The following is a 20,636-nucleotide window of genomic DNA, read 5'->3' on the forward strand; positions in this document are numbered from 1 at the left end:
GCTCATGGCCCGCGCGGGCCACTGGGTCTTCCACCGGGACCAGGCCCTCGCCCATCTCGACGACCCTGCCGTCGCCCCTTTCTACGGCTGTCTGTCGATGGCGCTCACGGCGGTCGGCGGCGCGACCCTGGCCGTGGGCCGTGCATGGACCGGCACACCGACGGCGGTCGCCGTGGACGCGGTGCTGTGGAGCGCGGGTCTGGTCACCGGTCTGGTGGCCGCTGCGGGGATCCCGTATCTGATGGTGGCGCGCCACCGCGCCGAGCCGGGCAGCGCATCGCCGGTCTGGCTGCTGCCGGTGGTCGCCCCCATGGTCTCGGCGGCGGTCGGCCCCGGTCTGGTCCCGCATCTGCCCGCCGGCCAGTGGCAGGAGGCGATGCTCCTCGGCTGCTACGCGCTGTTCGGCGTGAGCCTGCTCGCCACCCTCGTCATGCTGCCGCTGGTCTTCGCCCGGCTGGTGACCTCGGGCCCGCTGCCCCTCGTGCTGACGCCGACGCTCTTTCTCGTACTGGGCCCGCTCGGGCAGTCGACGACCGCCGTCAATCAGCTGGCGGACGTCGCACAGGGTGCGATCGGGGCTCCGTACGCGAGTGCCTTCAGCGCCTTCGCCGTCGTCTACGGGGTCCCGGTGATGGGTTTCGCCCTGCTCTGGCTGGCGCTCGCGGTGGCGCTCGTGGTGCGGGCCGTCCGTCGCGGGATGCCGTTCGCGATGACCTGGTGGGCCTTCACCTTCCCGATCGGCACCTGTGTGACGGGCGCGGCGGGGCTGGCGCGCCACACCGGTCTTGCCGCCTACCAGTGGCTGGCGGTGGCCCTGTGGATCGTGCTCGCGGCCGCGTGGGCGGTGGCCGGGATCCGTACCGTACGGGGCCTTCTGGACGGCCGCCTGCTGGCAGCGCCCCAGGCGCCCCAGGCGCCTGTCCGGCCCTAGCGGCAGGGCGCGTCGTCCGACGACTGACGGGCCGTGGTGGCCGAGGCCGTCGCGTCGATGTGGTCGGCGACGGCGACCAGCAGGATGCGGGTGGAGGCGAGGGTCGCGCGCCAGCGGTGGCGTACGCCACCGGAGAGATAGAGGGTGTCGCCGCGCCCCAGCAGATAGACCCGGCCCTCCGCCTCGACCTCGGCCGCGCCGTCCACGACGTACATCAACTCGTCGTTGCGGTGCAGGAATTCGCGGCCCGCGTCATGCTCACCGGTGAACTCCAGGGCCTGCATCTGGTGCTGCCCGCGCACCAGCGACCGCACCCCGGCCACCGCTTCCGGATCGGTGTCCGGATCCTCCCCCGCTTGTACGAGGTCGACCACGCGCGCCGCGTCGGCGGCGGACAGCAGCCGCACCGCGGTCGTCTCCAGCGCCTCGGCGACCCGCTGCAGGGAGCGCGTGCTGGGGCGGGCGCGCTCGTTCTCGATCTGGCTGAGGAAGGGCACCGAGAGACCGCTGCGCGCGGCGACGGTGGTCAGGGTCAGGCCGAGGCCGCGGCGCCGCCTTCTGACAGCCGCGCCGACCCGAAGCACGTCCTTCTGGTCCGTCATCGCGCCTCCCCTCCCCATCCCGTCGCACCACCATAGTGCGCGGCGCGCTCAGAGGGAGTGCCAGTACAGCAGCTGACCTGCCTCGCCCGCAGCCGCTCCCTCCTTCGGGAGGAACACGCTGACCAGCAGGGCCGGCCTGCCGTCGGGGGCGGTGATGCGGGTGGCCGAGGGGTTGGCGAAGGCCGTGCTGCCGCCGTGGGTGCGCAGAGCCGCGAGGACGGCCCGGCCGCTCTTCGGGTCGTATACGTAGGTGCGCCAGGTGGAAAAGTCGTCCCGGCTGCCCTGCCCCTCGATCAGCAGCAGCTTGCGCCCCTGGTAGACGACCGGGTCGCGGTCGCCGATGTTCCCGCCGGCGCCCCACTCGTACAGCGCGCGGTCGATCCGCTCGTCGGGTTCGGCGTGCCAGGTGGTGAAGTTCTTGAGCGTGGCGCGCATCTGGTGGTCGGTGTCGCAGTCGTGGCGGAAGTGACCGGTGAGCTCGACAGTGGAGCCGTGCACGGAGGTGATGCTGGGAGTTCCCTCGGAGCACCGGGAGAGGGTGAGCGGTGCGTCGTAACGGCGGTCGGCGTCCCCGGCGAGCAGGGCGCGGAGATCGCGGTATTCGCGTACGGCGATGTGATTGCGCGGGTCCTGCTCCCAGGCGAGCACATAGCGGCCGCCGTCCGCCCGGGCGAGGTCAGGCTGGGAGGATCCGGCTCCGAAGTCGTGGCGGCGCTGCCAGTGGAGCAGGTCGGTGGAGGTGGCGACGGCGGCGTGGAAGCGGCCGTCGGCGAGGACCGAGTGGTAGACGGCGAGGTAGCTGCCGTCGGCGGCCTGGACGATCTGGGCCGCGTCCATCGTGCGACCGGAGGAATCGGTGGCGTGGTACGTGTGGCCGTCCGACGACCGGACGTCCTCGATCGCCGAGGCGAGATGAGTGGCGGCCGCCGCGACAGGCGTCGCGTCGGCGGACCGTATCTGCGTGAGGGCGAGGACTGCTGCGAGGGCGACCGCGGCGAGGGCCACGGGCCGTCGCAAGGTGGCGGTCGGCTGCTGCATCTGCCCGAGGCTAAGTGCGGGCGGGGGCCGTGCGGACAGCACGAAGGGGTGGGCTTCGCCACACGACGCAGGACTGTGTCCTGGCCGTGCGCCGCCGCCCACCCCATTAAGGAGAGAGGGAGTTACCGGCTCACTGCGGAGCCATCTTGTCCTCGTACCCCGGGTGGCCCTTCAGCCACGTGCCGACCGCGTCGCCCTCATGCCCCTTGCCCTGCTTGTTGATCTCGTTCTCCAGGCTGGCGAGTTCGGACTCGCTCATCTTGAAGTTCTTGATCCACTGCGTGAGCTGCGGGTACTGCGAGGGGAAGTTCTTGCTCGTGATCGTGCGGATCTTGTCCCCCGCGCCGAAGGCGACCTTGGGATCCGCCAGCTTGGTGAGCTTGTATTCGTTGTACGCCCAGTGCGGCGACCACAGGAGCACCGCGATCGGCTCCTTCTTGGCGTACGCGGCCTTCAGCTCGGTCAGCATCGCCGGCGTCGACCCGGAGACGATCTTGTACTCCTTGTCGAGGCCGTAGCCCGGCAGGACCTTGTCCTTGAGCGCGGCCATCACGCCGGTGCCGGGCTCAATGCCGATGATCTTGCCGCCGAACGTGCTGCCCTTGCCCTTGAGGTCGGCGAGGGTCTTCACGTCCTTGACGTAGGACGGGACGGCGACCTCGAGAGAGGTGGGGCTGTACCAGGACCCGAGGTCCTTGAGGTTCGCCTTGTTCTTCTCCCAGTACGTCTTCTGCGTCGTCGGCAGCCACGCGTCGAAGTTGATGTCGAGGTCGCCCTGCGCGAGCCCGGTGTAGACCGGGCCGACGTCGGACGGCGTCAGGTTCATCTTGTAGCCGCGGTCGGCGAGCACGCGCTTCCACAGATTCACGACCGCGATGTTCTCGTCCCACGCGAAGTAGGCGGCGTTCAGCGGCCGCTTCGACTCGCCGGACCCCGAGGACTTCTTCGGCAGCGGGGCGATCTTGTCGACGACGTCCGGGTTCTTCTTCAACCAGGACTGCACGGCCTCCTGCTGCTTGCCCTTGCCGGCCTTGTTGATCTCCGCCTCAAGACCGGTGAGCTGCTTCTCCGTCATCTTGAAGTTCTTCAGCCACTTGCCGACGGTCGGGTTCTCCTTGGAGAAGCCCTTGCGGGACAGCGTGTGCACGCCGTCGCCCTTGCCCCAGGCGCCCTTCGGGTCCTTGAGCTTCTTCAGGTCGAAGTCGCTGTACGCCCAGTGCGGGGACCAGAGCGTGGTGACGATCGGTTCCTTCTTCGCGTACGCCGCCTTCAGCTCGGCCAGCATCGCGGGCGTGGAGCCGTCGACGACCTTGTACTCCTTGTCGAGGCCGTACTCCTTGAGGACCTTGTCCTTGAGTATCGACATCATTCCGGCGCTCGGTTCGATGCCGGTGATCTTGCCGTCGAAGGTGCCGCTCTTGCCCTTGAGGTCATCGAGCGAGTCGATGCCCTTCATGTACGAGGGCACACTGAGCTCGAGCGAGGTCGGGCCGAACCAGGAACCGAGGTCCTCCAGGTCCTTGCCGTACTTCTTCCAGTACTCGGCGTGCGTCGTCGGCAGCCAGGAGTCCGTCTCGAAGTCGACATCGCCCTGCGCGAGAGAGGTGTAGAGCGGGCCGGCGTCGAGCTGGCTGGTGGTCACGTCGTAACCGCGCTGCTCCAGGACCTCCTTCCACAGGAAGGTGGAGGCGACGCCCTCGTCCCACGGGATGTAGCCGATGTTGATCTTCTTGCCCTGGCCGACGTTCTTCGCGTCCGAGGCGGTGGCCGGCGACGACGTACCGCCGAAGACGCCCATGCCGCCCGCGACGAGCGCGAGAGCGAGCACACCGGCGAGCGCGGCGACGGGCTGCAGCTGGTAGTTCCAGAGTTTCACGCCCCGCGCGGCCCGCAGCTTGGCGAGCGCGCGACGGCCGAGCGGGGAGACCTGCTGACCCAGGCCACTGGTGATGCGGTCCAGGAAGACGGCCAGGATCACGATGGCGATGCCGCCCTCGGCGCCGAGCCCGACGTCGAGCTGGCCGATCGCCTGGTTGACGTCCGCGCCGAGTCCTTCGGCGCCGACCATGCCCGTGAGGGCGGCCATGGACAGGCCCAGCATGATGACCTGGTTGACACCCGCCATGATCGTCGGGAGCGCGAGGGGGAGCTGGACGCGGAGGAGGGTGTTGCGCGGCGAGGTGCCGAACGCCTCGGCGGCCTCGACCAGTTCCTTGTCGACCTGCCGGATGCCCAGCTCCGTCATGCGCACACCGGGGGCGAGCGCGAAGACGAGAGTGGCGACGATGCCCGCGGGTGCGCCCATCCGGAAGAACAGCAGGGCCGGGATGAGGTAGACCATCGCCGGCAGCGTCTGCATCAGGTCCAGGACCGGGCGGACGATCGAGCTGACCGTGTTGGAGCGGGCCGCCCAGATGCCGACGGGCACGGAGATCACGAGGGCGATGACCGTGGCGACGAGCACCAGGGACAGCGTCATCATCGCGTGGTCCCACAGCTCGAGGGAGATGATGAAGGAGAATCCGGCGAACGCGAGGACGCCGCCGAGCAGACTGCGCAGCCACCAGGCGATGAGCGCGAAGATGCCCGCCATGAGCAGGGACTCAGGGGCGGACAGGACGTCGTAGACGCCGTCGTACGCACCCTGGAAGATCGTCTTGAGGATGTCGAACAGCCAGGACATATGGTCCAGAAGCCAGTCGACGGTGCTGTTGACCCAGTCACCGAAGGGAATCCTAGGCACTGGCAACCGCCTTCTTCGTGGGGGCGGCGTCACAGGCTATGGGGCCCTCGGCGTACTCACCGAGGAAGCCGACGAGCCGCGACTGGTGCACGACACCGACCAGCTTGCCCTTGGTGTCCTTCACGGCCACCGGGTGCGGTACACGCGCGGCTACTCCGCACAGGTCGTTGAAGCTCGTGTCGGGAGTGACGGTCTCGCAGCTGCAGCCGCTGCCCGCGTCGGGGCGGTGCGGGTCGGTCATCATCGAGGCGGCGGTGAGCACCCGGGTGCGGTCGACGTCCTTGGTGAAGGAGGCGACGTAGTCGTCGGCCGGGTTGATGAGGATGTCCTCGGCGGTGCCGTTCTGGACGATCTCCCCATCGCGCATGACAGCGATCCGGTCGCCGAGGCGCATGGCCTCGTTCAAGTCGTGGGTGATGAAGACGATCGTCTTCTTGAGCCGCTTCTGCAGCTCCAGGAGCTGGTCCTGCATGTCACGGCGGATCAGCGGGTCGAGCGCGCTGAACGACTCGTCCATCAGGAGAAGATCGGCGTCGGTCGCCAGCGCACGGGCCAGGCCCACGCGCTGCTGCATGCCGCCGGAGAGCTCGTCGGGCCAGGACTTCTCCCAGCCGGCGAGACCGGTCATCTCCAGGGCTTCGGTGGCGCGCTTCTCGCGCTCCTCGCGCGGCACGCCCTGGACCTCGAGGCCGTAGGCGGCGTTCTCCAGAACGCTGCGGTGCGGGAAGAGGGCGAAGTGCTGGAAGACCATGCTGATCTTCTTGGAGCGGACGGCACGCAGTTCGCGCGCGCTGAGCGCGGTCAAATCCTGGCCGTCGAAGAGAACGCGGCCCGCGGTCGGCTCCAGCAGTCCGTTCAGCATGCGAAGCAACGTGGACTTGCCTGATCCGGAGAGACCCATGACAACAAATATCTGGCCCGGGTCGACGTCGAAGGAGGCGTCGACCACGGCGGCGGTCGTCCCGTCGGCCCGCAGTTCGTCCCGGGTCGTCCCGTCCTTGAGCCGGGTCACGGCCTCGCCGGGTCGCCTGCCGAAGACTTTGTACAAATGTTCAGCCTGCAGCCTGGACACATACACCTCACGCATTGAACGGGGAACGACCTGCCACCCCCGTGCCGACAGGTCGTGGAGCGACACGGGTTCGGCCCGCTCTCACCTGTCCGATGCTTGAAATTCGGACAGGTTTCGCTCCGAGGCCGTGCCTGCCCTCGTTTATGTGTTGCAAACACACGAGTGACCCAGCTCACCTGCCGTGACTGTCAGTGCCGTACGGCATCATCGAGTGGTGACGCGACGCCTGATGCTCCTCGACACCGCTTCCCTCTACTACCGCGCCTATTTCGGGGTCCCCGATTCGGTGCGCGCCCCCGACGGCACGCCGGTCAACGCCGTGCGCGGACTGCTCGACTTCATCGCCCGCCTGGTCCAGGACCACCGTCCGGACGACCTGGTGGCCTGCATGGACGCCGACTGGCGCCCGCAGTGGCGGGTGGACCTGATCCCCTCGTACAAAGCGCACCGGGTCGCGGAGGAGAGGGATGAGGGCCCGGACGCGGAGGAGACCCCGGACACCCTGGCCCCGCAGGTCCCCATGATCGAGGCCGTGCTCGACGCGATCGGCATCGCCCGTGTGGGCGTCGAGGGGTACGAGGCGGACGATGTGATCGGCACCCTCGCCGGCCTGGCCACCGGACCCGTCGACATCGTCACCGGCGACCGCGACCTCTACCAGCTGGTGGACGACGCCCGCGGGGCGCGTGTCCTCTATCCGCTCAAGGGCGTCGGGAACCTCCAGCTCACCGACGAGGCGGTGCTCCGCGAGAAGTACGGAGTGGACGGCACCGGCTATGTGGACCTGGCTCTGCTGCGCGGGGACCCGAGCGACGGCCTGCCCGGCGTCCCCGGCATCGGCGAGAAGACCGCCGCCAAGCTGCTCGACGCGTACGGCGACCTGGCCGGGATCATGGCCGCGGTCGACGACCCGGCGGCCAAGCTGACGCCGTCCCAGCGCAAGAAGCTGGACGAGTCACGGCCCTATATCGCGGTCGCCCCCACGGTGGTGCGGGTCGCCTCCGACGTACCCCTGCCGGAATTCGACCCCACGCTGCCGAAGGAACCGCTCGATCCAGCCACTCTCGACGAGCTGGCGGCCCAGTGGGGCCTGGGCGGATCACTCCAGCGACTCCTCACCACGCTCTCGGAGTGAAGTGATAACTTAGGCATACCTAAGCAGTATGTCGTCAGGGGAGACGTCCGTGGCAGAACAGCCCGTCCGCAAGTCGCCGCAGGCCCGCGAGGCGCAGGTCCTCAGCACCGAGCGGATCACCCCGCACATGGTGCGCCTCGTGCTCGGCGGTGAGGGGCTGGCCGACTTCGACGCCACCGAGTTCACCGACCACTACATCAAGGTGCTCTTCGCCCCTGAGGGCGTCAGCTATCCCGAGCCCTTCGCGATGGACCGCATCCGCGAGGAGTTCCCGCGCGAGCAGTGGCCCGTCACCCGTACGTACACGGTGCGGAGCTGGGACGCGGTGCAGCGCGAGCTCACCGTGGACTTCGTCGTGCACGGCGACGAGGGCCTGGCGGGGCCGTGGGCCGCGCGGGTCCAGCCGGGCGCGAAGGTCAACTTCCTCGGTCCCGGCGGGGGTTACACCCCCGACCCGGCCGCCGACTGGCACCTCCTGGTCGGCGACGAGAGCGCGCTGCCCGCGATCGCCGCCTCTCTGGAGCGGATGGCGCCGGGCACCGTCGTGCACGCCCTCGTCGAGGTGACGGACGCGACCGAGGAGCAGAAGGTCGCATCCCCCGACGGCGTGGAGATCACCTGGCTGCACCGCGGCGACGCCCCGGTGGGCGCGTCCCTGCTCGCTGCCGTACGCGCGCTGGAGTTCCCCGCGGGCGAGGTCTGCGCCTTCGTCCACGGCGAGGCGGGCGTCGTGAAGGAGCTCCGCCGCCATCTGCGCCTGGACCGCGAGGTCTCGCGCGAGAACCTCTCCATCTCGGGCTACTGGCGCCTGGGCCAGACCGACGAGGGCTGGCGCGCCATCAAGCGCGACTGGAACGCACAGGTCGAGGCCGAGCAGGAGCAGGCCTCCGCCTGATCCCGCTCGGCCCGCGGCCCCGCGCTCGTACTAGACGGACTTCTGGTACGAGCGGAAGGTGCGCGTCGACAGCCACACCGCGGCGACGGCCAGGGCGAGCAGCGCGCCGCCCCGGCCGAGCACCACACTCCAGTCGGGGTCGGCGGACATGGCCGAACGGCCCGCGATCATCGCCCAGTTGACCGGGTTGAAGTCCGCGATGTGCTGCATCCAGGACGGCATCTGGGACGGGGCCATGAAGGCCGAGGAGAGGAACGTCAGCGGCAGCAGCAGGAACGTGTTGATGCCGATGATGGACTCCCGCTGGCGCACCAGCATGCCCAGCGCGTTGGAGAGCGCGCCGAAGACCGTGCCGAGCAGGATCGATGCGACGACCAGGATGAGCAGTCCGCCGAAGCCTCCCGGGTAGTCGGCGCCGCCGAGCAGTCCGAGCAGCACGATGACGACCGACTGGACGGCGGTGGAGATGCCGTTCTGTACGACGTTGGCGTTCATCAGGGCGCTGCGGCTGACCGGCGTGGTGAGGAAGCGGTTGAGCGTGCCGCGCTCGATCTCCTCCAGGGTGCCCATCCCGGCCCACATGCTGGAGCCGAGCGCGCTCATCACGACGATGCCGGGGATCAGGTAGTCCAGGTAGGACGTCGTGCCGAAGCCGCCCAGCTCGACGACCTTCTTGAAGAGGTTCCCGAAGAGGAACAGCCAGATCACCGGCTGGATCAGGGAGATCACCAGGAAGACGGGCTGCCGGACGATCGCCATCAGCTGGCGCTGCGTCATGTACCAGGTCTGGGTGAGCGTGTCGGTACTCATCGGGCATCTCCGGCGGGAAGAAGTTCGGGCGACTGGGACTGGGACCGGGACTGGGATTCGGCCTCCGAGAAGCGGCGTCCCGCATAGCGCAGATAGACATCGTCGAGCGACGGCCTGGCGACGGTCGCGGCGGCGACAGCGGCGCCCGCGCGCTCCAGCGCGGCCAGCAGCGCGGGAACGGCGGCCGCTCCGTCGTCGGCGCGGACGCTGACCCTGCGCCCCTCGACGAGCACCTCATGGACGCCCGGCAGCCCGGAGAGCACGGCGGTGAGCACCACCCGGTCCCCTTCCTTGCGCAGCTCCACATGCACGGCGTCGCCTCGCAGTTCACCCTTGAGCTCGTCGGGGGTGCCCTCGACGACGACCCTGCCGCGGTCGACGATCGCGATGCGCTCGGCGAGCCGGTCGGCCTCCTCCAGGTAGTGCGTGGTGAGCAGGATGGTCAGCCCCTCGTCACCGGCGAGCCGGGAGATCTCGTCCCACATGGCCGTACGGGCCTCGGGGTCGAGCCCGGTCGTCGGCTCGTCGAGGAAGAGCACCTCGGGCCGGTGGACCAGGCCGAGGGCGACGTCGAGGCGGCGCAGCATCCCGCCCGAGTAACCCCTGACGATCCGCGCTCCGGCCTCGGCGAGGTCGAAGCGTTCCAGGAGTTCGTCGACGCGCCGGGTGAGCGCCGCGCCCTTCAGTCCGTACAGCCGCCCCTGGAGCCTGAGGTTCTCGCGCCCGGTGGCGACCGGGTCGGCGCCGGACTTCTGGGCGACGACACCGATGGCGCGGCGGACGCGGTCGGGGTGGCGCAGGACGTCGTGCCCCGCGACGGTCGCCTCGCCGCTGTCGGGGCGTGCCAGGGTGGTGAGGATCTTGACGGTGGTGGACTTGCCGGCGCCGTTGGGGCCGAGCAGTCCGAAGACGGTGCCGGCCTCGACGGTGACGTCCATGCCGTTCAGTGCGGTGACGTCGCCGGGATAGGTCTTGATCAGTGCTCGCGCCGCGACTGCGGGCGCAGGGGTGCTCATGACAGGGCTCTCCTGTGGTCAGCGGGGTTCTCGGGCATGCCGAGCCGATCCGCGTGAAGAGCGCCGGGCTATCCTGGGTGTGCCGCACCTCGATCGCCTGGCCTGCCTTCACGGCAGTTCGGTCCGGGGTTCGAAGCCCTGGCGGGAGCCGCTCCAACGGAGCCCGCCGGGGTCTTTTTCTCTCTCAGTCTCTGGGGTTCTGCTCCTCCAGGTCCTTCCACTTCTTCGGGGTCTCGCCGGTACGGTGCCAAGACTCCCACTCCGCCTGTCCGCCCACCGTGCCGTCGACGAGGTCCTTGCGGAAACCGCGGACCCACTCCATCTCGGCCTCGATCATGTGGAGTTGATACTCGGTCTCGACCAGGAAGAGCTGGGGAAGTTTTTCGTGCAGGGCGTGCAGCACGCCCCGTATCCCTGCGGCCTGCACCTCCAGCTTCGCCAGCCGGTCCTCCAGATGCACCGCCACGTCGTCCGGCGGCAGCACCGGCATCAGCGAGACCGCGGTCCCGAAGAGCGGGAATTCGACGGCAGGGACGGCGAGGAGGTCGGACATCCAGTCGACCATCTCCACGCGACCGTCGTCGGTGAGTCCGTAGAGGGTGCGCTCGGGGCGGTTGCCCTGCCGCTGCACCTCGGCGACCTCGACATAGCCGTGCTTCTCGAGGTTCTGGACGACGGTGTAGAGCGAGCCGAAGTTGATCTTGACGCTGTGTTCCTTGCCGCGCTGGCGGAGCGTCTGCGCGATCTCGTACGGGTGCATCGGGCGCTCGGAGAGCAGCACCAGCACCGCCAGTGCCAGCGGGTTGCTGAGTTTGCGCCGGTTGCCTGCCATCACCCTCACCTCGTCTCCGAATACTCGTAGCCGAACATATCGCGAGACCCTCATGTCGTCAACCCGCGATGTATCGCGTTTTCGGCGCCCGGTCACCGTGAGCACTTAGGTGCCGCCCCGACACGGTCGTGTCATCCGGCAGAAACAGCCCGTCCCTAATTTCTGTCATCCGACAGGAATCAGGAATGCGGCCCCGGCCGCTCCGCCGCCCCTGAGAGCAGGTGCCGCCATGTCCGCCACCGCCCCCGCCGATGTACGCCCCGATCCACCGGTCGACTCCCCGCCCGACAATTCCCTGCGGGAGTTCGGGTACCAGCAGGAGCTCCACCGCAGTCTCGGCAGGTACGCCTCCTTCGCCGCCGGGTTCTCCTTCATCTCCGTCCTGACGACCGTCTTCCAGTTCTTCGCCATCGGATACGCCTTCGGGGGCCCGGTCTTCTTCTGGACCTGGCCTGCCGTCCTCACCGGCCAGCTCCTGGTCGCCGCCTGCTTCGCCGAACTCGCCGCGCGCTATCCGATCTCCGGCGCGATCTACCAGTGGTCGACCCGGCTCAGCAACCTCACCTTCGGCTGGTTCGCCGGCTGGATCATGGTCATCGGCCAGATCGTGGTGGTCGCCGCGGCCGCCCTGGCCCTGCAGATGGTGCTGCCGCCGATCTGGTCCGGCTTCCAGCTCATCGGCACCGACCCCGCCCCCCTCTCGTCCTCGGGTGCGGCGAACGCGGCGGTGCTCGGTGCGGTCCTGCTGGTCCTCACCACGCTCATCAACGTGGTCGACAACCGGATCATGTCCCTCATCAACCGGGTGGGTGTCACCGCCGAGATCATCGGCGGCGCGCTGATCGTCGTACTGCTCTTCACCCACTCCGAGCGCACCCCCGGCATCACCTTCCACACCGGCGGTACGGAAGCAGGCCTGGTCGGGGCCCTGTTGGTGGGCTCTCTCACCGCCGCCTACGTGATGATCGGCTTCGACAGCGCGGGCGAGATGAGCGAGGAGACCCGCGATCCGCGCCGTACCGCCCCTCGCACCGTCCTCACCGCACTCGGCGCGGCCGGGGTCCTCGGCGGACTGCTGGTCCTCGGCGGGCTGCTGGCGGCGCCGAGCCTCACCGACGGACATCTCGCGGTGGACGGCCTGAGTTACGTACTCACCAGCAGCCTGGGCGACGGGATCGGCCGGGCGCTCCTGGCGGATGTCGCGGTCGCCATCGCCGTCGCGACGCTCGCCATCCAGACGGCGGCCTGCCGGATGCTCTTCTCCATGGCCCGCGACGGCCGTTTGCCCTGCTCCGGCCTGCTCTCCAAAGTCAACCGCCGCACCGGTATGCCGACCGCGCCCGCACTGGTCGTCGGGGTGCTCTCAGCGCTCCTGCTGTTCCTCAACTTCGCCTCGCCGGACGCGTTCCTGGCGATCGGGACCACCTGCATCGTGATGCTGTACCTGGCGTACTCGATGGTGACGGGCCCGCTGCTGATCCGCCGGCTGCGCGGTGAGTACACCTCGCGCACGGAGGGGGTGGACGAGCGGGGGGAGCCACTGTTCTCCCTGGGCAGGTGGGGCGTACCGGTGAACGCGCTGGCGCTGGCGTACGGCCTGTTCATGACGGTCAACCTGGCCTGGCCGCGGGCAGCGGTCTACGACCCGGCGGGCGGCCACTGGTACTTCCGCTGGTTCGCGGTGCTGTTCGTCGGCGCCACGGTCGCGCTGGGTGCGGTGTACCGGGTGCGGCGGGGGCGGGCAGGGGTCGCGTAACACCGCTCCTTACGCTGGCCGCATGGAGCGCAGCGAGCGGGTGTCAGGAGCCGTCGTCGGCTCGGCGGTGGGCGATGCGCTGGGCGCACCCTTCGAGTTCGGGCTGCCGGGCGTTTTCGCCGGGCGATTCCCCGACGGGGTCGGGGAAATGTGCGGGGGCGGCGGCTGGGACCCGGGCGAGGCCACCGACGACACGCAGATGGCGGTGCTGGTCGGGGAGTCGCTGCTTGAGTGCGGCGGACTCGAACTGCCGGACATCTTCCGGCGGTTCCGGCGCTGGGCCGCGTCCGAGCCCAAGGACATCGGGCTGCAGACCGAGGACGTACTGACCAGCGGCGAGGCCTGGGACCTGGCGGCCGCACTGCACTTCCAGGTCAACGGGCGTGCGGCGGGCAACGGTTCGCTGATGCGGGCCACCACCTCCGCCGTCCACTTCGCCCGGGCGGGCCGCGAAGCCACCATGGACGCGGCCCGCCGTATCGCCGCCCTCACCCACGGCGACCGTGCGGCCTGGGAGGGCACCGCGGTCTTCCACGAGCTCGTACGCCACGCCCTGGACGGCGGCGATCCGCTCGCCGCGCTGCCCGGCGCCCTCGCTGCGGTGCATCCCGATCACCGGGAGCGGTGGGCGGCGGTGCTGGACCCCGGCTGGCATCCGGACCTGGCGACGGAGTTCAACGGTGCGGTCTGGCCCTGTCTCGGGTCCGCCGTGTGGGCGCTGCGCAGCACCGCCGGCTTCGAGGCGGCACTGGGTGCGGCGATCGACCTCGGCGGGGACACCGACACCGTCGCCGCCGTGACCGGTGGGCTCGCGGGTGCGGTGTACGGCATCGGGGCCGTGCCCGCACGGTGGACCGCGCCGCTGCATGTGCCGCTGCCCGGGTCCGGCGGGCGGGTGCTGGACGCGCCCGGCCTCGTAGCACTGGCGCACAGGCTCGATGGGATGCACTCGTACTCTTGAGGTGATGACACGCCGCCGATCACCACTTCCGCCCGCACCGCTGCCGCAGCGCCGCGGGGTCGACCCCGTGCGGCTGAAGATGCCTCTCGACGGGGAGTGGGCGACCGTCCGCGACCATCTCGTCGAGCGGCTGCCCGTCGGGGCGGACGTCGTCGACGCGATGCTCGGGGACGGGGCCTTCGTGGGGCTCGACGGGCCGGTGCGCGCCGACGCGCTCTTCGCCCCGGGGACGACCCTCTGGTTCCACCGGGAGCTCGCCGAGGAGATCCCGGTCCCCTTCGCCATCGAGGTGCTGTACCGCGACGAGCATCTGGTCGTCGCCGACAAACCGCACTTCCTCGCCACCACCCCCCGCGGCAGCCACATCACCGAGACCGCGCTCTCCCGGCTCCGCCACGACCTGGAGCTGCCCGCGCTGAGCCCCGCGCACCGGCTGGACCGGATGACCGCGGGGCTGGTCATGTTCTGCGTACGGACCGAGGAACGCGGCGCCTATCAGACGCTGTTCCGGGACCGGAAGGTGAGCAAGGAGTACGAGGCGATCGCCCCGTACGAACCCGGGCTCACCCTGCCGCGCACCGTCCGCAGCCGTATCGAGAAGGTACGCGGGATCGTCGCCGCCCGGGAGATCGAGGGCGAGCCGAACAGCGAGAGCCGTATCGAGCTGATCGAGCGGCGGGGCGACCTCGGGCGCTACCGGCTCAACCCCGTCACCGGGCGCACCCATCAGTTGCGGGTCCATATGAACGCGCTGGGCGTCCCGATCGTCGGCGACCCGTACTTCCCCGTTCTCACCGAGCAGGCGCCGGGCGATTTCAACCGGCCACTCCAACTCCTGGCCCGGCGGCTGGAGTTCACCGATCCGGTGACCGGGGTGGAGCACCGCATCGAAAGCGGCCGCACGCTGGAGGCCTGGTCAGTCGCCGGCTGACCCGACACCCGCGATGCGCAGGGCCGCGTCCGCCATCGCCCCGGCCAGGGCGGCCACCGTACGGTCGGGATCGGAGCGGCGGATGAGGATCACGCCCTCGATCAGCCCGAAGACCAGGTCGCAGCGGAGCGCCAGCTCCGTCTTGTCGAGCACACCGCACGCGTCCGTCGCCGCGAGCAGCTGCCCGTACGCGTCCTTCAGGTCGGCCCGCACCTGGTGGAAGCCTGCGAAGGCCTCCGACTGCACCTCGGGCAGCAGATAGAGCCCGCCCAGATTGTGCGGACCGCCGCAGAGCAGTTCCACGTCCGAGCGGCACAGTTCGTGGAGCCTGGCCGGGGGCGCCGTGACGTCGTCGGCCAGCAGGCGGCGGGCGAGGGCCAGCGACGGCGTGACCGTGGACTCCAGGAGCTCGGCGAGGAGCTCCTCCTTGCCGGAGAAGTAGTGGTACATCGTCGCCTGGCGCATCCCCGCACGCTCGGCCACGGCGCGGGTGGTCGTCGCCGCGTATCCGCGTGTGGTGAACAACTCGGCCGCGGCTTCCAGGAGTTCGTCGCGGGCCGAGAGGCCGCTCTCCGGCCGCTGCGCCGCGCGCGGCCTCCCTACGCGTCGCCCCGTGGTGCTCATGCCACCGATCGTCGCACACCCTCCCACTCGCGGATCTTGGTGAGGATCAGGTAACTCCGCCGCAACAGTCGGGCAATGGGCCGGACTCCGGGCCGCCCTAATTTCTGTCGCACGACAGAAATGACCGCCGACCCGGAGGAGTCCGAGCCATGGCGACAGCCACGACACACGGGGCACGGGACCACGCCCGCGCCCAGCACGGCAGCCGCGCCGACGCCATGCCCGTGGTGCCGGCGAGCGACTGGCCCGGGGAGGCGCCGGGCCCCGTCGTCTGGGCGGAGACCGTGGCCGGCGGCAACTACACCCACAAGGTCCTGGCCCGCGGCACCGAGCTGCGCCTCACCGACCTCGCAGGGGACGCCTGCGCCCACCTCCTGCTGTACGTCGACGGCCGCCCCTGGGAGCGGCTGAACACGGCCGACACGGTGAAGGTGCAGTGGAACGCCTACCTCGGGGCCGGCCGCCTGCTCCTCTCCGGCCAGGGCCGCGTCCTCGCCTCCCTCACCGCCGACACCTCCGGGCGTCACGACGCGCTCTGCGGCACCTCCACCCTCGTACGGAACACGGAGCGGTACGGCGACGGAACCCCGCAGTCCGCGTCCCCGGCCGGCCGCGAGCTGCTGAAGCCGGCCGCCCTCAAGAACGGCCTCGCACCGCGCGACCTGCCCCCGTCGCTCTCCTTCTTCCAGGGAGTGGAGGTACGCGAGGACGGCGCCCTGGACTTCACCGGCTCGGCAGGCCCCGGCGCCGCCGTCACCCTCCGCGCCGAGCAGGACCTCACCGTCCTGATCGCCAACGTCCCGCACCCGCTCGACCCGCGCCCCGCCTACACCTGCACCCCGCTGGAGGTGCTGGCCTGGCGCGCGCACCCCACCGCGCCCGGCGATCCGCTCCTGGACGCCACGCCCGAGGGCCGCCGCGCCTTCCTGAACACCGCCGACCACCTCGCCGCCCGGGGGATCCAGTGACAGCGACCACCGCCCTCGTACCCGCCCGCGCCGCCTGGTCGGCCGTCGTCCGCCGCGGCGAACTGCTCACCCTCACCGATCTGCACGGCAACCAGGCCGTCGACTTCCTCGTCTACGACGCCCACGACACGGCCGTCCGCTACAGCGCGCCCGACACCGTCCACGCCCAGGGCAACATCTTCCTCACCACCGGCAGCGTCCTGCTCTCGAACGAGCACACCCCGCTGATGACGGTCACCGAGGACACCTGCGGCCGCCACGACACGGTCGGCGGCGCCTGCTCCAAGGAGTCCAACACCCTGCGCTACGGCCACCACACCTACGCACAGCACGCCTGCGTCGACAACTTCCTCGCCGAGGGCGCACGTCACGGACTCACCAAGCGCGACCTCGTCTCCAACATCAACTGGTACATGAACGTGCCCGTCGAGAAGGACGGCACCCTCGGCATCGTCGACGGCATCTCCGCCCCGGGCCTGCGCGTCACCCTGCGCGCCGAGACCGACGTCCTGGTCCTGGTCTCCAACTGCCCGCAGATCAACAACCCCTGCAACGGCTTCGAGCCGACCGCCGTAGAGATGACGATCAGCGAGGCCACCCGCTCATGACCCCCGACACGACCTTCGACACCCTCCTGGTCGCCAACCGCGGCGAGATCGCCGTCCGCATCATCCGCACCGCCAAGGCACTGGGCCTGCGGACGGTCGCCGTCTTCTCCGACCCGGACCGCTCGGCCCCCCATGTCCGCCTGGCCGACGAAGCGGTACGCCTGGGACCCGCCCCCGCCAAGGAGTCGTACCTCGACGCCGACCTCGTCCTCAAGGCGGCCAAGGACACCGGCGCGGGCGCCATCCACCCCGGCTACGGCTTCCTCTCCGAAGACGCCGTCTTTGCTCGCCGCTGCGAGGACGCGGGCATCGTCTTCGTCGGCCCGACCCCCCGGCAACTGGAACTCTTCGGCGCCAAGCACACCGCACGAGCCGCAGCCGAGGCCGCCGGCGTCCCGCTCGCGCCCGGCACAGGGCTGCTGCCCGACCTCGCATCGGCCACCGCGGCCGCCGGACGCATCGGCTACCCCGTGATGCTGAAGGCCACGGGCGGCGGAGGCGGCATCGGCATGCAGGCGGTGTACGACGCCGAAGACCTGGCCGACGCCTGGGAGCGGGTGCAGCGGGTCGCCGCCGCCTCCTTCTCCTCGGCCGGGGTGTTCCTGGAGCGGCTCGTCGAACACGCCCGCCATGTCGAGGTGCAGGTCTTCGGCGACGGCACGGGCCGGGTCGTCACCTTCGGCGACCGCGACTGCTCGCTCCAGCGCCGCAACCAGAAGGTCCTGGAGGAGGCCCCGGCGCCCGGGCTTCCCGATCATGTACGTAACCAACTTGCGTCCTCCGCCCGTGAGTTGTGCGCTTCCGTCGACTACCGGTCCGCAGGGACCGTCGAGTTCGTGTACGACGCGGGGCGCGAGGAGGCCTACTTCCTGGAGGTCAACACCCGCCTCCAGGTGGAGCACCCGGTCACCGAGGAGATCTACGGCGTCGACCTCGTCGAGTGGATGCTGCGCCTGGCGCAGGGCGACACGGCGGTCGTACGGGAGCCCGACGCACCGCGCGGCCACGCCGTCGAGGCCCGCGTCTACGCCGAGGACCCCACCCGCGACCACCGCCCCAGCGCCGGACTCCTCACCCGCGTCGCCTTCCCCGAGGGCGTCCGCGTGGACGGCTGGGTGGAGACCGGCACCGAGGTCACCACCTCCTACGACCCGATGCTGGCCAAGGTCATCGCGTACGGCAGCGACCGCACCGAGGCCCTGAGCAGGCTGGACACGGCGCTCGCCGCGACCCGCGTCGACGGCATCGAGACGAACCTCGGGCTGGTGCGCGCCGCCCTCGCCTCCCCCGAGGTACGCGCCGCCACGCACTCCACGGCGACCCTCGCGACCGTCACCGACCCGACCCCGCGGATCGAGGTCACCGCCGGCGGCACCCTCACCACCGTCCAGGACTGGCCGGGCCGCACCGGCCACTGGCAGGTCGGCGTACCCCCGTCGGGCCCGATGGACGACCTCTCCTTCCGCCTCGGCAACACCGCGCTCGGCAACGACCCCGGCGCCCCCGGCCTCGAATGCACCCTCCAGGGCCCCACCCTGCGCTTCACCCACGCCACCACGGTCTGCGTCACGGGCGCCCCGGCCCCGGTCACGGTGGACGGCGAACCGGCGCCCCAGTGGGAGCCGTTCACGGTCCCGGCGGGCGCCAGGCTCACGATCGGCGCCCCGTCAGGGCAGGGCCTGCGGACGTACCTCCTCCTCGCGGGCGGCCTCGACGTCCCCGGCTATCTGGGCAGCGCGTCCACCTTCACGCTGGGCAAGTTCGGCGGCCACGGCGGGCGGGCCCTGCGCACGGGCGACGTCCTGCACGGCGGTACGCAACGGACCGGCACCACGCCCGTCACCCACGCCGACCGCCCCTCGATCGCCACCACGTGGGACATCGGCGCCGCCGAAGGCCCGCACGCCGCACCGGAGTTCTTCACCGAGCAGGACATCCACGACTTCTACGCGGCCGACTGGAAGGTCCACTTCAACTCGGCGCGCACCGGGGTCCGCCTGGTCGGCCCCAAGCCGCGCTGGGCGCGCACCGACGGCGGCGAGGCCGGACTGCACCCCTCCAACATCCACGACACCCCCTATTCGGTCGGCGCGGTCGACTACACCGGCGACATGCCGGTCCTCCTCGGCCCCGACGGCCCCTCACTGGGCGGCTTCGTCTGCCCGGCCACGATCATCACCTCGGAGCGCTGGAAGCTGGGCCAGCTGCGCCCCGGCGACACGGTCCGCTTCACCCCCGTCACGGTCGCCGGCACGTCGCGCCCGGTGATCGTCGACGGCGGGGTCCTCGCACGGGACGCGGACGTCACGTACCGCCGCAGCGGAGACGACAACCTGCTTGTCGAGTACGGACCGATGCAGCTCGACCTGGCGCTGCGAATGCGCGTCCATGCGCTCGCACAGGCCGTCTCGGACGCGGAGCTGCCCGGCGTCCTCGACCTGACGCCCGGCATCCGCTCGCTCCAGATCCACACGGACCCGGCGGCACTCCCGGTGGACGAGCTCCTGCGGACCGTCCGGGCGATCCAGTCTCAACTACCGTCCACGGACGCCCTGGTGGTGGATTCGCGTACCGTCCATCTGCCGCTCTCCTGGGACGATCCCGCGACCCGTGAGGCCATCACCCGCTATATGGCGGGGGTACGGGACGACGCGCCGTGGTGCCCGTGGAACATCGAGTTCATCCGCCGGATCAACGGGCTCGCCTCGCCCGACGAGGTGTACCGCACGGTCTTCGACGCGGAGTACCTGGTGCTCGGCCTGGGCGACGTCTACCTGGGCGCCCCGGTGGCGACCCCGCTGGACCCGCGCCACCGCCTGGTGACGACGAAGTACAACCCGGCGCGGACCTGGACCGCCGAGAACTCGGTGGGCATCGGCGGCGCGTACCTGTGCGTCTACGGCATGGAGGGCCCCGGCGGCTACCAGTTCGTGGGCCGTACGACACAGGTCTGGTCGAGCTGGCAGGAGCGCCCCTGGCTGCTGCGGTTCTTCGACCGGATCAAGTGGTACCCGGTCGGGGCGGACGAACTCCTGGAGCTGCGCGCCGACATGGCGGCGGGCCGCTGGACGCCCCGCATCGAGGAGGGCACGTTCGCGCTGGCCGACCACCAGGGCTTCCTGGCGGAGAACGCGGAGTCGATCGCCGCCTTCCGGGCCCAGCAGGCGACGGCTTTCGGGGCCGAACGGGACGCATGGGAGGCCTCGGGCGAGTTCACGCGTGCGGAGGCGGTGAGTGAACCCGCGCCGCCCCAGGCGGTCGAGATCCCCGAGGGAAGCCGGCTGATCGAGGCCGAATTCGCGGCGTCGGTATGGCAGTTGTCGGTGGCCGAGGGCGACCGGGTGGAGGCGGGCCAGCAGCTGATCGCCCTGGAGGCGATGAAGATGGAGTCCCCGGTGCACGCCCCGACGGCCTGCACGGTCACGCGCATCCTGACCACCACAGGAGCCCAGGTGGAAGCAGGCACCCCCCTCCTGATCCTGACGCCTTGACGTAGTGGGCAATCGTTCCGCAGGGCGGAACGGGTGGGCACAACCACCCACCGGCCCGCGCTTCCGCACCCGTCCACCCCCGAAGGAGGCCACCCGTGCACCCCGCCTCGGCATCGCACCGCATCCGCGCCGCATACGCCCGCATCGAAACCACCGACCGCCCGGAGATCTGGATCACGCTCCGCCCCCAGGCCGACCTGGAGGCGGAGCGTGATCCAGATCT

General features: G+C 70.5%; 17 protein-coding genes. 9 read left to right on the plus strand and 8 right to left on the minus strand.

What is annotated here, in order from left to right; all coding sequences use genetic code 11:
- The coding region (locus tag J0695_RS32665) for a TDT family transporter (protein ID WP_206968287.1) at positions 1-931 on the plus strand (931 nt) is incomplete at its 5' end.
- Here the strand turns inward: J0695_RS32665 and J0695_RS32670 are convergent.
- The 4 genes from J0695_RS32670 to J0695_RS32685 all read right to left on the minus strand — a co-directional run bounded on the left by J0695_RS32670 (position 928) and on the right by J0695_RS32685 (position 6,401).
- Complete coding sequence (locus J0695_RS32670) at positions 928-1,533, minus strand: helix-turn-helix domain-containing protein (RefSeq protein WP_206968289.1); 606 nt, start codon at positions 1,531-1,533, stop codon at positions 928-930. The genes J0695_RS32665 and J0695_RS32670 overlap by 4 nt on opposite strands.
- Positions 1,534-1,581: 48 nt before the next feature.
- The gene (locus J0695_RS32675; RefSeq protein ID WP_206968291.1) at positions 1,582-2,571 is read right to left on the minus strand and encodes a hypothetical protein; all 990 of its coding nucleotides are present in this window, start codon (positions 2,569-2,571) and stop codon (positions 1,582-1,584) included.
- A gap of 130 nt (positions 2,572-2,701) precedes the next feature.
- Positions 2,702-5,314 carry an ABC transporter permease/substrate binding protein gene (locus tag J0695_RS32680; RefSeq protein WP_206968293.1) on the minus strand — a complete coding sequence of 871 codons (2,613 nt, stop codon included), beginning with the start codon at positions 5,312-5,314 and terminating at the stop codon, positions 2,702-2,704.
- A complete protein-coding gene (locus J0695_RS32685) occupies positions 5,307-6,401 on the minus strand; it encodes a quaternary amine ABC transporter ATP-binding protein (protein ID WP_206968295.1) in 1,095 nt (364 codons plus the stop codon). Before J0695_RS32685 ends, J0695_RS32680 begins: the two co-directional genes overlap by 8 nt.
- 214 nt (positions 6,402-6,615) lie before the next feature.
- Here J0695_RS32685 and J0695_RS32690 point away from each other — a divergent pair, with 214 nt between their 5' ends.
- Both J0695_RS32690 and J0695_RS32695 read left to right on the plus strand, forming a co-directional pair.
- Entirely contained in the window at positions 6,616-7,521 is a 906-nt protein-coding gene (locus J0695_RS32690) for a 5'-3' exonuclease (RefSeq protein WP_206968317.1), read from the plus strand.
- Positions 7,522-7,570: 49 nt separating this feature from the next.
- Complete coding sequence (locus J0695_RS32695) at positions 7,571-8,416, plus strand: siderophore-interacting protein (RefSeq protein ID WP_206968297.1); 846 nt, start codon at positions 7,571-7,573, stop codon at positions 8,414-8,416.
- A gap of 30 nt (positions 8,417-8,446) precedes the next feature.
- On the opposite strand, the gene J0695_RS32700 is transcribed toward J0695_RS32695, so the two are convergent.
- From J0695_RS32700 to J0695_RS32710, 3 genes are all read right to left on the minus strand, one after another.
- On the minus strand, positions 8,447-9,226 hold the full coding sequence (locus tag J0695_RS32700) for an ABC transporter permease (RefSeq protein ID WP_206968299.1): 780 nt from the start codon (positions 9,224-9,226) through the stop codon (positions 8,447-8,449).
- Complete coding sequence (locus tag J0695_RS32705) at positions 9,223-10,242, minus strand: ABC transporter ATP-binding protein (protein ID WP_206968300.1); 1,020 nt, start codon at positions 10,240-10,242, stop codon at positions 9,223-9,225. Before J0695_RS32705 ends, J0695_RS32700 begins: the two co-directional genes overlap by 4 nt.
- Before the next feature lie 184 nt (positions 10,243-10,426).
- The gene (locus J0695_RS32710; RefSeq protein ID WP_206968301.1) at positions 10,427-11,074 is read right to left on the minus strand and encodes a PadR family transcriptional regulator; all 648 of its coding nucleotides are present in this window, start codon (positions 11,072-11,074) and stop codon (positions 10,427-10,429) included.
- A gap of 229 nt (positions 11,075-11,303) precedes the next feature.
- On the opposite strand from J0695_RS32710, the gene J0695_RS32715 reads away from it, so the two are divergent.
- From J0695_RS32715 to J0695_RS32725, 3 genes are read left to right on the plus strand one after another with little or no spacing between them, the layout of a single operon-like run.
- Complete coding sequence (locus tag J0695_RS32715) at positions 11,304-12,830, plus strand: amino acid permease (RefSeq protein ID WP_206968303.1); 1,527 nt, start codon at positions 11,304-11,306, stop codon at positions 12,828-12,830.
- A 22-nt stretch (positions 12,831-12,852) separates the two neighbouring features.
- Entirely contained in the window at positions 12,853-13,791 is a 939-nt protein-coding gene (locus J0695_RS32720) for an ADP-ribosylglycohydrolase family protein (RefSeq protein WP_206968305.1), read from the plus strand.
- Positions 13,792-13,795: 4 nt separating this feature from the next.
- The gene (locus J0695_RS32725) at positions 13,796-14,722 is read left to right on the plus strand and encodes an RluA family pseudouridine synthase (protein WP_206968307.1); all 927 of its coding nucleotides are present in this window, start codon (positions 13,796-13,798) and stop codon (positions 14,720-14,722) included.
- Here the strand turns inward: J0695_RS32725 and J0695_RS32730 are convergent.
- Entirely contained in the window at positions 14,708-15,346 is a 639-nt protein-coding gene (locus J0695_RS32730; protein ID WP_206968308.1) for a TetR/AcrR family transcriptional regulator, read from the minus strand. The genes J0695_RS32725 and J0695_RS32730 overlap by 15 nt on opposite strands.
- 149 nt (positions 15,347-15,495) lie before the next feature.
- Between J0695_RS32730 and J0695_RS32735 the strand changes: the two genes are divergently transcribed.
- The 3 genes from J0695_RS32735 to J0695_RS32745 are packed head-to-tail and all read left to right on the plus strand — an operon-like array spanning position 15,496 to position 20,413.
- Positions 15,496-16,314, plus strand: coding sequence for an urea amidolyase associated protein UAAP1 (locus J0695_RS32735; RefSeq protein ID WP_206968310.1), 819 nt, complete (start codon positions 15,496-15,498; stop codon positions 16,312-16,314).
- Entirely contained in the window at positions 16,311-16,922 is a 612-nt protein-coding gene (locus J0695_RS32740) for an urea amidolyase associated protein UAAP2 (protein WP_206968313.1), read from the plus strand. Before J0695_RS32735 ends, J0695_RS32740 begins: the two co-directional genes overlap by 4 nt.
- On the plus strand, positions 16,919-20,413 hold the full coding sequence (locus tag J0695_RS32745) for a 5-oxoprolinase/urea amidolyase family protein (protein WP_206968315.1): 3,495 nt from the start codon (positions 16,919-16,921) through the stop codon (positions 20,411-20,413). The genes J0695_RS32740 and J0695_RS32745 overlap by 4 nt, the downstream gene beginning before the upstream one ends.
- Positions 20,414-20,636: the final 223 nt, after the last annotated feature.

It is taken from the genome of Streptomyces beijiangensis (genome assembly GCF_017315755.1).
In the GTDB taxonomy this organism is placed as follows: domain Bacteria; phylum Actinomycetota; class Actinomycetes; order Streptomycetales; family Streptomycetaceae; genus Streptomyces; species Streptomyces beijiangensis.

Coding starts and splice junctions, on each gene's coding strand:
- J0695_RS32670 (WP_206968289.1), bottom strand. CDS start 1,533: ATGACGGACCAGAAGGACGTGCTTCGGGTCGGCGCGGCTGTCAGAAGG.
- J0695_RS32675 (WP_206968291.1), bottom strand. CDS start 2,571: ATGCAGCAGCCGACCGCCACCTTGCGACGGCCCGTGGCCCTCGCCGCG.
- J0695_RS32685 (WP_206968295.1), bottom strand. CDS start 6,401: ATGCGTGAGGTGTATGTGTCCAGGCTGCAGGCTGAACATTTGTACAAA.
- J0695_RS32690 (WP_206968317.1), top strand. CDS start 6,616: ATGCTCCTCGACACCGCTTCCCTCTACTACCGCGCCTATTTCGGGGTC.
- J0695_RS32700 (WP_206968299.1), bottom strand. CDS start 9,226: ATGAGTACCGACACGCTCACCCAGACCTGGTACATGACGCAGCGCCAG.
- J0695_RS32705 (WP_206968300.1), bottom strand. CDS start 10,242: ATGAGCACCCCTGCGCCCGCAGTCGCGGCGCGAGCACTGATCAAGACC.
- J0695_RS32710 (WP_206968301.1), bottom strand. CDS start 11,074: ATGGCAGGCAACCGGCGCAAACTCAGCAACCCGCTGGCACTGGCGGTG.
- J0695_RS32715 (WP_206968303.1), top strand. CDS start 11,304: ATGTCCGCCACCGCCCCCGCCGATGTACGCCCCGATCCACCGGTCGAC.
- J0695_RS32720 (WP_206968305.1), top strand. CDS start 12,853: ATGGAGCGCAGCGAGCGGGTGTCAGGAGCCGTCGTCGGCTCGGCGGTG.
- J0695_RS32725 (WP_206968307.1), top strand. CDS start 13,796: ATGACACGCCGCCGATCACCACTTCCGCCCGCACCGCTGCCGCAGCGC.
- J0695_RS32730 (WP_206968308.1), bottom strand. CDS start 15,346: ATGAGCACCACGGGGCGACGCGTAGGGAGGCCGCGCGCGGCGCAGCGG.
- J0695_RS32735 (WP_206968310.1), top strand. CDS start 15,496: ATGGCGACAGCCACGACACACGGGGCACGGGACCACGCCCGCGCCCAG.
- J0695_RS32745 (WP_206968315.1), top strand. CDS start 16,919: ATGACCCCCGACACGACCTTCGACACCCTCCTGGTCGCCAACCGCGGC.